At 75.0% G+C, this 12,317-nt stretch carries 14 protein-coding genes; 11 read left to right on the top strand and 3 right to left on the bottom strand.

Features of this window, described 5'->3' with window-relative positions; all coding sequences use genetic code 11:
* Window positions 1-10 precede the first annotated feature (10 nt).
* The 7 genes from PGB27_RS06075 to PGB27_RS06105 all read left to right on the top strand — a co-directional run bounded on the left by PGB27_RS06075 (window position 11) and on the right by PGB27_RS06105 (window position 4,616).
* Window positions 11-469 (top strand): nuclear transport factor 2 family protein, encoded by a 459-nt coding sequence (locus tag PGB27_RS06075; RefSeq protein ID WP_274199440.1) that lies wholly within the window; start codon window positions 11-13, stop codon window positions 467-469.
* Window positions 470-575: 106 nt separating this feature from the next.
* Window positions 576-1,484 carry an acetaldehyde dehydrogenase (acetylating) gene (locus PGB27_RS06080; RefSeq protein ID WP_274199441.1) on the top strand — a complete coding sequence of 303 codons (909 nt, stop codon included), beginning with the start codon at window positions 576-578 and terminating at the stop codon, window positions 1,482-1,484.
* On the top strand, window positions 1,481-2,515 hold the full coding sequence (gene dmpG / locus PGB27_RS06085) for a 4-hydroxy-2-oxovalerate aldolase (RefSeq protein WP_274199442.1): 1,035 nt from the start codon (window positions 1,481-1,483) through the stop codon (window positions 2,513-2,515). Before PGB27_RS06080 ends, dmpG begins: the two co-directional genes overlap by 4 nt.
* A gap of 1 nt (window position 2,516) precedes the next feature.
* On the top strand, window positions 2,517-2,921 hold the full coding sequence (locus PGB27_RS06090; RefSeq protein WP_274199443.1) for a tautomerase family protein: 405 nt from the start codon (window positions 2,517-2,519) through the stop codon (window positions 2,919-2,921).
* A gap of 119 nt (window positions 2,922-3,040) precedes the next feature.
* Complete coding sequence (locus PGB27_RS06095) at window positions 3,041-3,382, top strand: ArsR/SmtB family transcription factor (RefSeq protein ID WP_274199444.1); 342 nt, start codon at window positions 3,041-3,043, stop codon at window positions 3,380-3,382.
* Window positions 3,379-3,891, top strand: coding sequence for an SRPBCC family protein (locus PGB27_RS06100; protein WP_274199445.1), 513 nt, complete (start codon window positions 3,379-3,381; stop codon window positions 3,889-3,891). The genes PGB27_RS06095 and PGB27_RS06100 overlap by 4 nt, the downstream gene beginning before the upstream one ends.
* A 14-nt stretch (window positions 3,892-3,905) precedes the next feature.
* The gene (locus PGB27_RS06105) at window positions 3,906-4,616 is read left to right on the top strand and encodes a pentapeptide repeat-containing protein (protein WP_274199446.1); all 711 of its coding nucleotides are present in this window, start codon (window positions 3,906-3,908) and stop codon (window positions 4,614-4,616) included.
* Here PGB27_RS06105 and PGB27_RS06110 read toward each other — a convergent pair.
* A complete protein-coding gene (locus tag PGB27_RS06110) occupies window positions 4,613-5,593 on the bottom strand; it encodes a methionyl-tRNA formyltransferase (protein ID WP_274199447.1) in 981 nt (326 codons plus the stop codon). The two genes, PGB27_RS06105 and PGB27_RS06110, sit on opposite strands and share 4 nt — an antisense overlap.
* Before the next feature lie 17 nt (window positions 5,594-5,610).
* Between PGB27_RS06110 and PGB27_RS06115 the strand changes: the two genes are divergently transcribed.
* Complete coding sequence (locus PGB27_RS06115; RefSeq protein ID WP_274199448.1) at window positions 5,611-6,420, top strand: alpha/beta hydrolase; 810 nt, start codon at window positions 5,611-5,613, stop codon at window positions 6,418-6,420.
* A gap of 7 nt (window positions 6,421-6,427) precedes the next feature.
* Here PGB27_RS06115 and PGB27_RS06120 read toward each other — a convergent pair whose 3' ends face one another.
* On the bottom strand, window positions 6,428-7,195 hold the full coding sequence (locus PGB27_RS06120) for an SDR family NAD(P)-dependent oxidoreductase (protein ID WP_274199449.1): 768 nt from the start codon (window positions 7,193-7,195) through the stop codon (window positions 6,428-6,430).
* Between the two features lie 144 nt (window positions 7,196-7,339).
* Here PGB27_RS06120 and PGB27_RS06125 point away from each other — a divergent pair, with 144 nt between their 5' ends.
* From PGB27_RS06125 to PGB27_RS06135, 3 genes are all read left to right on the top strand, one after another.
* On the top strand, window positions 7,340-9,121 hold the full coding sequence (locus PGB27_RS06125; protein WP_274199450.1) for a PEP-utilizing enzyme: 1,782 nt from the start codon (window positions 7,340-7,342) through the stop codon (window positions 9,119-9,121).
* Window positions 9,122-9,141: 20 nt separating this feature from the next.
* The gene (locus PGB27_RS06130) at window positions 9,142-10,263 is read left to right on the top strand and encodes a PEP/pyruvate-binding domain-containing protein (protein ID WP_274199451.1); all 1,122 of its coding nucleotides are present in this window, start codon (window positions 9,142-9,144) and stop codon (window positions 10,261-10,263) included.
* A gap of 61 nt (window positions 10,264-10,324) precedes the next feature.
* Window positions 10,325-11,569 (top strand): MFS transporter, encoded by a 1,245-nt coding sequence (locus PGB27_RS06135; RefSeq protein WP_274199452.1) that lies wholly within the window; start codon window positions 10,325-10,327, stop codon window positions 11,567-11,569.
* On the opposite strand, the gene PGB27_RS06140 is transcribed toward PGB27_RS06135, so the two are convergent.
* On the bottom strand, window positions 11,535-12,311 hold the full coding sequence (locus PGB27_RS06140) for an IclR family transcriptional regulator (RefSeq protein WP_274199453.1): 777 nt from the start codon (window positions 12,309-12,311) through the stop codon (window positions 11,535-11,537). The two genes, PGB27_RS06135 and PGB27_RS06140, sit on opposite strands and share 35 nt — an antisense overlap.
* Between the last annotated feature and the right edge of the window lie 6 nt (window positions 12,312-12,317).

The following is a 12,317-nucleotide window of genomic DNA, read 5'->3' on the forward strand; positions in this document are numbered from 1 at the left end:
TGCTCGCGCGGTGAGCACACCAGCACGCGTCGGCGGCACGACCGCCGCGGAGCTCGAGGCGACGGTGCGGGGCTACATGGACGCCTGCACCGCCGGGGACGCCGACGCCGTCGCCGCGCACCTCGCCGACGACGCGCGGCACTACTTCCCGCCGGACATGTACGACGGGCCCTGGGTCGGCGCGCGGGTGATCGGGGAGCGCTGGGCGACGGCGGCCCGCGAGCGCGGGTCGTCGTGGACCGTCGACGCGATCGTGGTCGACGAGGCCCGGCGGCAGGCCGTGTGCGAGTGGACCCACCACAAGGGCTCGCTCGGGGTGATCCTGCGCGGCGCGGAGTGGTACGAGTTCGACGACGAGGGCCGCATCACCGAGATCCGCGCCTACTACGCCTCACCCCAGGCCGCGGGCTACGAGCGCCTCGAGCTCGGCGGCTTCGACTACGCGGCGCGGGGCTACCCGCACGCCTGACCGGCGTGTCGCGGATGCCGGGCGCCGGGCGGCGTGCTGAGAGGCCGTCCCGGTCAGGGGAACGTCGTGCTTCCGCGCCCCGCGCGGCCGGTGCCACGCTGCGGTCATGACTGCGCCTGCGAAGGTCCCGGCCGCGATCGTCGGGCCGGGCAACATCGGCACCGACCTGCTGGCCAAGCTCGCGCGCAGCGCGCGGATCGAGGTCACGGCGATGGTCGGGGTGGTCGAGTCCGAGGGCCTCGATCGGGCGCGGGCGATGGGCGTGCCCGCGTCGGCCGAGGGCGTCGACTGGCTGCTGCGCCAGGACCCGCTGCCCCGCATCGTGTTCGAGGCGACCTCGGCGAAGGCGCACCAGGCGAACGCGCCGCGCTACGCCGAGGCCGGCATCCGCGCGATCGACCTGACCCCGGCCCACCTCGGGCCCATGGTGTGCCCGGCGGTGAACATGCCCCACCACCTCGACGCCCCGAACGTCAACATGATCACCTGCGGCGGCCAGGCCACGATCCCGATCGTCGCCGCGGTCTCGCGGGACGCGCCGGTGGCCTACGCCGAGATCGTCGCCTCGGCCGCCTCGCGGTCGGCCGGGCCCGGCACGCGGGCCAACATCGACGAGTTCACCCAGACCACGGCCCGCGCGGTCGAGGAGGTCGGGGGCGCCGAGCGCGGCAAGGCGATCATCATCCTCAACCCCGTCGAGCCGCCGATGATCATGCGGGACACGGTGTTCTGCTCGCTGCCCGAGGGTGCCGACACCGACGCCGTCGGGGCCTCGATCCACGCGATGGTCGAGCGCGTCCAGCAGTACGTGCCGGGCTACACGCTGCGCGCCGAGCCCCAGTTCGACCCGCCCTCGGAGAAGTGGGGCGGGTGCGGCCGGGTCGCGGTGTTCCTCGAGGTCAAGGGCAACGGCGACTTCCTGCCCGAGTACGCCGGCAACCTGGACATCATGACGGCGGCCGCCGCGCAGGTCGGCGAGCTCGTCGCCGCGGAGATGACGGAGGTGGCGGCATGAGCCGGCCCGAGATCAGGCACGACGTCCGCATCACCGACACGACCCTGCGCGACGGCAGCCACGCGCAGGCGCACCAGTTCACGGTCGAGCAGGTGCGCGACACCGTCCGCGCACTCGACCGGGCCGGCGTCGAGGTCATCGAGGTGACCCACGGCGACGGGCTGGGCGGCTCCAGCTTCAACTACGGCTTCTCGCACACGAACGAGCTCGAGCTGATCGCCGCCGCCCGCGAGGAGGCGAAGCAGGCCCGCATCGCGGTGCTGCTCGTGCCCGGCATCGGGACGGTCGACGACCTGCGCCGCGCCCGCGACGCGGGGGCCGACGTCGTGCGCGTCGCCACCCACTGCACCGAGGCCGACGTCAGCCCCCAGCACTTCGGGGTCGCCCGCGACCTGGGCATGGAGACCGTCGGTTTCCTCATGATGGCCCACCGGACCTCGCCCGAGGACCTCGCGAAGCAGGCCCGGATCATGGTCGACGCCGGCTGCCAGTGCCCGTACGTCACCGACTCCGCGGGCGCGCTGCTCATGCACGACGCCCGCGCCCGTTTCGAGGCGCTGATCGCCGAGGTCGGCGACGAGGCGTGGGTCGGCTACCACGGCCACCAGAACCTCTCGCTCGGCGTCGCGAACTCCGTGATCGCCGCCGAGGTCGGGGTCAAGGAGATCGACGGCTCGCTGTGCGCGCTCGGCGCCGGATCGGGGAACTCGCCCACCGAGGTGCTCGCCGCGGTGTTCGACCGCATGGGCATCGAGACCGGCCTCGACGTCACCGCCCTGCTCGACGCCGCCGAGGACGTCGTGCGCCCCTACCTGCACCGCTGGCCGAAGATGGACCGCAACGCCATCACCCAGGGCTGGGCCGGGGTGTACTCCAGCTTCCTGCTCCACGCCGAGCACGCCGGCGAGCGCTACAAGGTCCCGGTGCCCGACATCCTGCGCCGCTGCGGCGAGCTCGGTCTCGTCGGCGGCCAGGAGGACATGATCATCGACATCGCCCTCGACCTCGCCCGCGAGCGGGAGCAGGGCTGACGTGCCCGTCCTCGAGATCCACCTCGTCGAGGGCGACCACGATCCCGACGACGTGACCCGCCTGCTGCACGAGGCGAGCCGGCGCTACGCCGAGGTGCTCGGGTCGCCGCTGGAGCGCATCCGGGCGTTCGCGACGCCGCACGCCCGCGGGGACGTCGTGGTGGGCGGGGAGGCCGGCGGCGCGCCCGCGCCCTACTTCACCGCCGTCGTGCTGGAGGGCCGCCCGGTGGAGCAGCGCCACCGCCTGCTCGCCGACCTCACCGAGGTCATCGTCGAGCACCTCGGGGTGGAGCGCTCGCGGGTGCGCGGGCGGATCGTCCAGGTCCCGCCCGACGACTGGGCCATCGGCGGCGTCCCGGCCTCCGGCGCCCGCCGGGACGAGATCGCGGCGCGGGCGTCCCGGTAGCAGCGAACGGCCTGTTCGCGGCTTCTACGCGCGCGAACTCCCCGTTGATCACCCGTCCACACCGGCCGCGACACCGCATGCCTTGCGTGGAATATTCCCCATAGGGCATGCTCGGCGCCGTGACCACCGCACCCGACACCGGCACGTGGGCGGCGCTCGCCGACCCGCACCGGCGGGCGATGCTCGGGCTGCTGCGGGTGCGCCCGCGTGCGGTCGGCGAGCTCGTCGACGCCCTCGAGCTCAGCCAGCCCAGCACGTCCAAGCACCTGCGGGTGCTGCGCGAGGCGGGGCTGGTGCGCGCCCGGCCCGAGGCCCAGCGGCGGGTCTACGAGATCGACCCCGCCCCGCTCGCCGCCCTCGACGCCTGGCTCGCCCCGTACCGGCGGCTGTGGTCCGACAGCCTCGACGCCCTCGAGCGGCGTCTCGACGAGACAGCTGACCCCCGGGAGGACACCCCGTGACCCGCACCGGCACCTACCTCGAGATCGACGGACGCCCCGCGCTGCGCTTCGTCCGCGAGTACGACCACGCCCCCGAGCGCGTGTTCGCGCTGCTCACCGACCCCGCCGAGCTCGTGCACTGGTTCCCGGCGGGCGTCGCGCCGGAGTCCTGGGAGCCCGGGGCCACCGTGACCTACACCTTCGAGACCCCGGGCGACGGCGGCACCGGCACGGTGCTCGTGCACGAGCCGCCGCGCCGGGTCGCGTTCTCGTGGGGCGGCGACGAGCTGTGGTTCGAGGTCGAGGCGCTCGACGGCGGGCGCAGCCGCCTGGCGTTCACCCACCTCATCGACGAGAAGCCCGCCGCCGCGCGCAACGCGGCCGGCTGGGAGCTCTGCCTCGACGCCCTCGACGCGGCGGTCGCCGGCACCCCGGTGGCCCCGAGCGGCGGCCGGACACCGGCGTGGGAGGCGATCTACCAGGAGTTCGTCGCCGCCGGGATGCCCTCGGGCGCGCCGATCCCCGGCTGAGGAGACTCCCGGGCGTGACCGACGCCCTCGCCCACGGCCCCGAGGTCCTCGACGCCGACCTCACGGACGCGGATCCCGAGGAGGTCCGCGACGCCCTGGGCCGCGGCGGGCCGTGGGTGCTGCGCCGCTGCCGGCTCGCCGCACTCGACCTCTCGGGCGTCGACCTCACGGGCGCGGTGCTCGACCGCTGCGACCTCGCCGGGGTGCGGCTGCGCGGGGCGGTGCTCGACGGCGTCGCGGTCGAGGGCGGCTCGCTGGCCGGCGCGGACCTCACCGACGCCGACCTCACCGACGCGGTCCTGTTCGGCGCCGACCTCTCCCGCGCGCGCCTCGTCGGCGCCCGCCTCACCGACACCGCGTTCCGCGACTGCCGCATGATCGGCGCCGACCTCACGGAGATGCGCAGCCTCGCGGTCACCTTCACCGTCGACGGCTGCTCGCTCGCCCTCGCCCGCCTCGCCGACGCCGCGCTGCGCGGCTGGCGCCTCGAGCGCGTCGACCTCTCCGACGCCGACCTCTCCGGCGCCGACCTGCGCGACACCGTCTTCACCGACTGCGCGCTGCGCGGCACCGACCTCACCCACGCCCGCCTGACCGGCGCCGACCTGCGCGGGGCCGACCTCGGCGAGATCACCCCGGACACGCCGGCGGTGCTGCGCGGCGCGATCGTCTCGACCGAGCAGGCGGCCGACGTGTGCCGGGCGCTGGGGCTGCAGGTGATCTAGGTGAGCCGGTCCCCCGGCGTCAGCACCTCGGCCGGGTCGGTGCCCCGGCCGTCGACGACCACACGGCGCGGCCGGATCCAGGTGTCGGCGGTGGCGACGACCGGGCCCTCGTCGTCGCGGTCCACCTCGCCGGGCGTGCGGTCCGCGCACGACCGCCCGGTGGCCGCCGCGCGCACGACCCCGATCTCCTCGGCGCCGTTGCGACAGGTCCGCGGGACGCCCCAGGGCGACGGGTAGGGCCCGTAGTCGCAGGCCCGCAGGAAGGCGAGGACCTCGCGGGCGGGCGCCGACCAGGGCACCCGGCCCTCGTGGGGGACCCCGCGCCCGAAGTACTGCCGCGCCGACGGGTCCTGGGGGTGGCGGGGCACGGTGCCCGTATCGAGGTGGGCGAGCAGCCGGTCGACGAGCTCCTGCCCGTGGCTGATGCAGCGCACCGACACCGTGAGCCCCGTGTCCTCGTCCGTGATCGGGAACCGGACCTGCTCGACGACGTCGCCGGTGTCGATCCCGGCCTCCATCCAGTGCAGCGTCACCCCGTGCTCCGCGTGACCCCGCGCGATCGCCCAGCTCGGGGCGTTGAGACCCGCGCACTCGGGCAGGGGTCCGGGGTGCAGGTTGAACGCGCCGACCCGCGGCGCGTCGAGGACCTCCGGGCGGACGAGGTGCAGCGAGTGGACGTTGAGCAGCACGTCGACCCCGCGCGCACGCAGGTCGTCGGCCAGGGCGGGGTCGCGGACGCGGTCGGCGCGCAGCGTGGGTACGCCCAGGCCCGCGGCCGTCGCGGCCACGGAGCCGGCCTCGTCGGGGCTGCTCGCGGTCAGCACGACGGCGGGACGGTGGTCGCTGCGGGCGACACGCTGCAACGCGCGTGCCCCCGCGGCCTCCTCGGCGACGATCGCGACGTCCACGAGCACCTCCCACGATCCGGTCCGGCCCGTGCCGGAGACGGTACGAATCGGGCAGACAGGGTCGGACACCGGGAGGTGGGGCGAGGGTGCGCGCGGTGGTGACGGTCGTCGGGGTGCTGCTCGTGGCGGCGCTCGTGCTGGTCGCCGGGCTGTGGTGGTTCCAGCGCGCGCTGGTCTACCTGCCCTCGTCCGGGCCGGTCCCGTCGGCGGGCACGGTGCTCGCGCAGGGCGAGGACGTGGCGCTCACCACCGCCGACGGGCTGCGCCTCGGCGCGTGGTTCCTGCCGGCGCGCGGGGAGCGCCGCGACGTCACGGTGCTGGTCGCCAACGGGAACGCCGGCGACCGGTCGCTGCGCGCGCCCCTCGCCGCCGCGCTGACCGCGCGCGGGTTCGACGTGCTGTTGTTCGACTACCGCGGCTTCGGCGGCAACCCGGGGCGCCCGAGCGAGGAGGGGCTGCTCGCCGACGCCCGCGCCGCGCGCGAGCACCTCGTCCGCGAGCGCGGCGTCGTCCCGGACCGGCTGGTCTACCTCGGCGAGAGCCTCGGCTCGGCGGTGGTCGCCCGGCTCGCCGCAGAGGCGCCGCCCGCCGGGATGGTGCTGCGCTCGCCGTTCGTCGACCTCGCCGCGGTCGGCGAGCTCGCCTACCCGTTCCTCCCGGTCCGCGCGCTGCTGGTCGACCGCTTCCCCGTCGTCGCGACCGTGACCGGCACCCGCGTCCCGACCGTCGTCGTCCTCGGCGAGGCCGACCGCATCATCCCGCCCGCGCAGAGCCGGGCGGTGGCCGCGGCGGCCGGCGGGCGGGTCGTCGCCGTCCCCGGGGCCGACCACAACGACGCCGTGCTGGGCCACGGACCCGCCGTCGTCGAGGCGGTGGTGGCGGTCGCGCCGGGGTGAGGGCAGGTCAGACGCCCCGCCGCGCGCCCATGTCGAGGGCGAGGGTGGAGCCGGTGAGCGCCGAGGCCTCGGGGTCGAGGAGGGTCGCGACCGCCCAGGCGACCTGGTCGGGGGTGACGAGCGCGCCCAGCGGGGACTCGGCGCGCCGCTCGGCGAGGACGTCCTCGACGTCGATCCCCCGCGCGTCGGCCTGCGCGCCCGAGAGCCGGCGCAGGCGCTCGGTGTCGGCAGGACCGGGCGCGACGAGGTGCGCGGTGATCCCCCGCGGGCCGTACGCGTCGGCGAGCTGGCGGACCAGGTTCGCGAGCGCCGCGTTGGTGACCCCCGCGCCCGGTACGTGCGGTGAGGGCTCGACACCGTAGTGCCCGCCGAGGGCGACGATCCGCGAGCCCTCGCCCAGCCACCCCTCGGCCGCGCGGACCAGGCGCAGCAGGCCGCCGACCTTGAGCGCGACCGCCGCGCCGAGCGCCGCCGGCTCCACGACGTCGAGGCCGCCCAGCGCGGGCAGTCCCGCGGCCTGCACGAGCATCCGCACCGGCAGCCCGTGCGCCGCCAGGGCCTCGGCGATCACCGGGCCGGCGGCGTCGTCTCCGATGTCCGCGGCGCACGCCACGACGCCCTCGTCGTCGGCGGCCAGCGCCGCGACCGCCTCCGGGGAACGGGCGACGGCGAGCACCGGCAGGCCGCGGTCCCGCAGCCGCCGCACGATCGCCCCGCCCAGCGCCCCGGTGGCGCCGACCACGACGGCAAGGGGCTCGCCCGCACGATCTCCCACAGCGCGTGACCCTAGGCGGCCGCGAGTGGCACACCAGGGGCCCGTTCGGCGGCGAGCAACGTTCCCGGTGGCGGAACGTGTTGCTTGCCTCACAGCGCCGAGGCGATGAACGGTGATCGTGCGCTCATCGTCGAGGAGGATCAGATGGCCAACGTGGTGCCGGTGGACGAGTTCGCCACGGGCGAGTGGTACCCGGGCTACCGGCCCGAGCACTTCGCCGCGCCGTACATCGTGGACGCGGCGGGCCCGTTCAGGCCCGGGGACGAGCAGGGCTTCTGGTTCCTCGACTTCCACTGGTCGCGCGGCCTGACCCCGCTGGCGGCGACGCTGTGGAGCGCGGACGGCTACTGCTGGGGCACCCAGCACGCCGCCGAGGCGCTGCCCCTCCCGCCGGGCCGCGGGATCACCGCCCGCTTCGCCGGCACGCACCTCTACGGCTGCGCGCTCCCCGAGACCGACCCCCGCGAGATCGGGGCCCGTGCCAACCGCATCGCGACCAACCTCCCGCACTTCCTGCAGAACTACCGCCCCATCTGGGAGGCCGGTCGCGACGAGCTGGAGGCCACCTGGCAGTACTTCCGCGGCGTCGACTTCGCGGGCATCCCGGACCTCACCGACCTGCTCACCCAGGCCCGGCGCTACCACAAGCGCTCGATGGAGATCCACTTCGGCGTCATGTACCCGATGCTCGCGAACTTCCTCGGCTTCTACGGGGCCTGCGCCGACATGGGGATCAACCCGGCCGAGATCGGCAAGTTCCTCCAGGGCGAGGACACCAAGATCATGGAGACCGACCGCGAGCTCTACAAGCTCGCCCTCAAGGCCCGCCAGGTCGGCCTCGCGGCGGTCTTCGAGGAGAACGAGCCGCACCAGCTGCGCGAGGCGCTGGGCCGCCAGGGCGGCGCCGCGTCGGTCTGGCTGACCGAGTTCGACGACTTCCTGCAGATCTACGGCTGGCGCGCCGAGGCGACCTGCGACGTCGGCGTGCCGAGCTGGATCGAGGACAACACGATCCCGCTGGGCCTGGTCAAGACGTTCCTCAAGAAGGACGACGAGCACGACTTCGAGGCGGCCGCCCGCAACGCGCGCGCCGAGCGCGACGAGGCCATCGACAACGCCCGCGCCGGGCTGACCCGGGAGGAGCAGGCCGTCTTCGACGCCGGCCTCGCGTCCAACCAGGCCGCGAACTTCCCCTGGTGGCAGGACGACCACAACTACTACATCGACCTCAAGGTCATGCTGCCGCTGCGCTGGGGCTGCCAGGAGCTGGCGCGGCGCGAGGGCGCCGACCACCAGGACGACATGCTCTACCTGTTCTGGCCCGAGCTGCAGGACGTCGCGAGCGGGCGGCGTCCCTACGCCGGCGAGCTGCGCAGCCTCGTCCGGGATCGCCGCCAGTACTTCGACCACTGGCACGCCAAGCGCGGGGACATGCCGAAGGTGCTCGGGACGATCCCCGAGTCGGTCGAGGACCCGGTCCTCATCGAGATCTTCGGGCTCAACCCGGCGTCGATCAAGGCCGTGCAGGACCCCGACGCCGCGAAGCAGACCGTGATGTCGGGCGTCGCCGCCGCGAAGGGCACCGCGCGGGGCATCGCCCGGGTGCTCCAGTCGTCCGACGAGCTGCACCGCCTGGAGCCCGGCTCGATCCTCGTCTGCGAGTCGACCTCGCCGAACTGGACGCCGGCGTTCGGGAAGATCGCGGGCGCGGTGTGCGACGGAGGCGGCATGCTGTCCCACGCGGCGATCGTCGGGCGCGAGTACGGCGTCCCGACGGTCACCGCGGTCGGCGTCGCGACGCTGTCGATCTCCGACGGCGACGAGATCGAGGTCGACGGCACGAACGGCACCGTCACGATCCTGAGCAAGGCCCCCACCACCACCCCGGACACCGCCGCCGACGCCCCCGCGGGAGTCGCCGGGTGACCGCCGCCCCGGAGGTACGCATGGCCGCCGAGACGCCGGACCTCATGGTCCACAGCTGCGACGCCGTCGTCTGGATCGACGAGGTCGACCCGCAGCGGGCGATCGCGGTCGGCGGCTCGAAGATGGGGCGGCTCGCGGAGCTGCTGCAGTCGGGGGTGGAGGTCCCGCAGGGCTTCGCCGTCACCGTCGACGCCTACGCCCGGCACTGCCGGGAGTCGGGCCTCGACGCGCGGATCGACGCGGTGATCGGGCGGCTCGGGTCGCAGGCGTCAGCGCCGTCCGAGGCGCAGGTCGAGGAGGCCTCGGCCGAGATCCGCGCGATGTTCCGCGAGACGCCCATCGGCGAGGACCTCACGGCCCGGCTCACCGAGGCCTACGAGGAGCTCTGCCTGCGCTGCGTCGACGTCAACGTGCCGGTCGCGGTGCGATCGTCGGCCACGGGCGAGGACGCCGCCGACGCCTCGTTCGCCGGCATCTTCGACACCTACCTCGGGGTGTCGGGGATCGAACGGGTGCTCGACGCGGTCCGCAACTGCTGGGGCTCGCTGTTCACCGGCCGCGCGCTCGCGTACCGGCTGCGCCGCGGCATCAGCCACCACGCGATGCCGATCGCCGTCGGGGTCATCGAGCTCATCCACGCCCGCGCGTCGGGCGTGGCGTTCTCGGTGCACCCGGTGACCGGCAAGTCCGACCGGATCGTCGTCGAGACCAGCTGGGGCTGGGGCGAGGCGATCGTCCAGGGCCTCGTCGACCCCGACCACGTCGAGATCGGCAAGGCCGACGGTCGGGTCCTCAAGTACGACGTCGCGCACAAGCGGATCGTGTCGGCGTTCGACTTCGCCGTCGGCGCGGTCACCGAGATCGACATGCCGGCCAAGCTGGCCGACCGCCGCGTGCTCGACGACGAGCAGGTCGGCGCGATCTGCGCCGCGGTCCGGGCCATCGAGGACCACTACGGCTACCCGGTGGACGTGGAGTGGGTGATCAGCCGGCACCGGCGGGCGGGCGACCCGGTCTGCATCGTGCAGACCCGGCCCGTGACGGTGACCGCCGCGCCCGAGGAGGCGGCGCCGACCGCGTACGACCCCGTGGCCCTGGCCCAGAAGTACCTCTTCTCCGGCAAGCCCATCCCGGGGCGCTAGTCGGTCACACCCCGGACTCGCCGGCATGGGGCCGGCGCGGCCGGGGAACACGCCGTCCGGCGTGCGATCGTGCACCACCGGACGGAGGACCACCATCAGCTCGTCGACCGAGACCACCCGCACCACCCGGGGGCTGCGGGGCCCCGCGGCCGCGGTGGTCGTCGCCCTCGCGTTCCTGGTCACGATGCTCGGCGCGACGCTGCCGACGCCGCTCTACCCGATCTACGAACAGGAGCTGGGCTTCGGCGGGGTCATGGTGACCCTGGTCTTCGCGACGTACGCCGTGGGCGTGACGGTGGCCCTGCTGTTCTTCGGGCGCCTGTCCGACCAGCTCGGACGCCGCGCCGTGCTGCTGCCGGGCCTCGCGCTCGCCGCGGTCTCCAGCGCCGTGTTCCTCGTCGACGACCTCCCGGCGCTCTTCGTCGGGCGCCTGCTCTCCGGGCTCTCGGCCGGCATCTTCACCGGCACCGCCACCGCCGCCCTCGTCGACCTCGCGCCGGAGGGCCGGCAGAACCGCTACAGCCTGGTCGCCGCGTGCGTGAACATGCTGGGGCTGGGCCTGGGCCCCGTCGTCGCGGGCGCCCTCGCCGAGTACCTGCCCGCGCCCCTGTACCTCCCGTACGCGGTGCACATCGTCATGGTGGTGGTCGTCGGCGCGTTCCTGTGGGCGGTGGTCGAGCCGACGGGGCGCTCCGAGGGGCCGGTCAGCTGGCGCCCGCAACGGGTGTCGGTGCCGCCCGAGGTCCGCGGGGTGTTCGTCCGCGCGGCCATCGCCGGGTTCGCGGGGTTCGCGGTGCTCGGCCTGTTCACCGCGGTCTCGCCGTCGTTCCTCGGCCAGGTCCTCGGCGTGCGCGACCACCTCGTCACCGGGCTCGTCGTGTTCACGCTGCTCGGGGCGTCGACGGTCGGGCAGATCGCGTCGTCGCGGCTGTCCCTGCGCCCCGCGCTGCTCGTCGGCTGCGCCGCGCTCGTGATCGGCGTCGCCGGCGTCGGGGCCGCGCTCGCGCTGGCCTCGCTCGCGCTGCTCGTGGCCGGGGCCGCGGTCGCCGGCGTCGGGCAGGGCATGAGCTTCCGCGCCGGGCTGGGCGCGGTGAACGCCGGCAGCCCGCCCGAGCGGCGCAGCGAGGTCGCGTCGAGCTTCTTCCTCGTGCTCTACGTCGGCATCTCGCTGCCGGTGATCGGCGAGGGCGTCGCGTCGGCGGCGTTCGGGCTGGTCACCGCGGGCGTCGTCTTCGCCGGGATCGTCGCGCTGCTCGGGCTCGTCGCGTTCGTCAGCCTCCTGCTCCAGCGGCGAGTCGCCGGGTGATGACGTCGGCGGTGTCGGTCACCAGCGTCGTGTAGCGGCGCATCGTCGCGGCGGCGGCCCGGTCCACGGGGACGGCGACACTGACCGCGGCCACCGGCGCCCCCGCGGCGTCGCGGATCACCGCGCCCACCGACACGACGCCCAGCCGGCTCTCCTCACGGTTCTCCGCCCAGCCCCGCGCGGCGATGTCGCGCAGGCGCCGGCGCAGCGTCGCGGGGTCGGCGATCGAGTGCGGGGTGGGGCGCTCGGGGGTCCAGTCGGCGAGCCGGGCGTCCAGGTCCTCGGGCGGCAGGGCCGCGAGCAGGACCTTGCCCGTGCTCGTGGTCGTCGCCGGCAGCCGCGTCCCGACGCGGGCGAAGATGCGCACGGTGTGCGGGCTCTCGAGGCGCTCGACGTAGACCGAGTGCAGGCCGTCGAGCACCGCGAGCTGCACGGTCTCGCCGGTGGCGTGGCGCAGGCCCGCCATCGCCGGCATCGCCGCCTCGTGCAGCCCGACGTGCGGGGCGACGGTCGCCCCGAGCTCGTGCACGGCGAGCCCGAGCCGGTAGGTGCCCGTCGGTCCGCGCTCGAGAAGGCGCTCGTCGGCGAGGGTCGCGAGCAGGCGGTGCACGGTGCTCGTGCCCAGGCCGAGGCGGCGGGCGAGCTCGGCCACCCCCAGCTCCCGGTCGGTCACCGAGAACTCCTTGAGCAGGCGCGCGGCGTTGCGCACCGAGCTCAGCTCCCAGCTCGGGCGCGCCGCCATGCCCGA

It is taken from the genome of Actinomycetospora lemnae, from assembly GCF_028737315.1.
Classification (GTDB): Bacteria; Actinomycetota; Actinomycetes; order Mycobacteriales; family Pseudonocardiaceae; genus Actinomycetospora; species Actinomycetospora lemnae.

Coding starts and splice junctions, on each gene's coding strand:
- PGB27_RS06080 (WP_274199441.1), top strand. CDS start 576: ATGACTGCGCCTGCGAAGGTCCCGGCCGCGATCGTCGGGCCGGGCAAC.
- dmpG (WP_274199442.1), top strand. CDS start 1,481: ATGAGCCGGCCCGAGATCAGGCACGACGTCCGCATCACCGACACGACC.
- PGB27_RS06125 (WP_274199450.1), top strand. CDS start 7,340: ATGGCCAACGTGGTGCCGGTGGACGAGTTCGCCACGGGCGAGTGGTAC.
- PGB27_RS06130 (WP_274199451.1), top strand. CDS start 9,142: ATGGCCGCCGAGACGCCGGACCTCATGGTCCACAGCTGCGACGCCGTC.
- PGB27_RS06140 (WP_274199453.1), bottom strand. CDS start 12,311: ATGGCGGCGCGCCCGAGCTGGGAGCTGAGCTCGGTGCGCAACGCCGCG.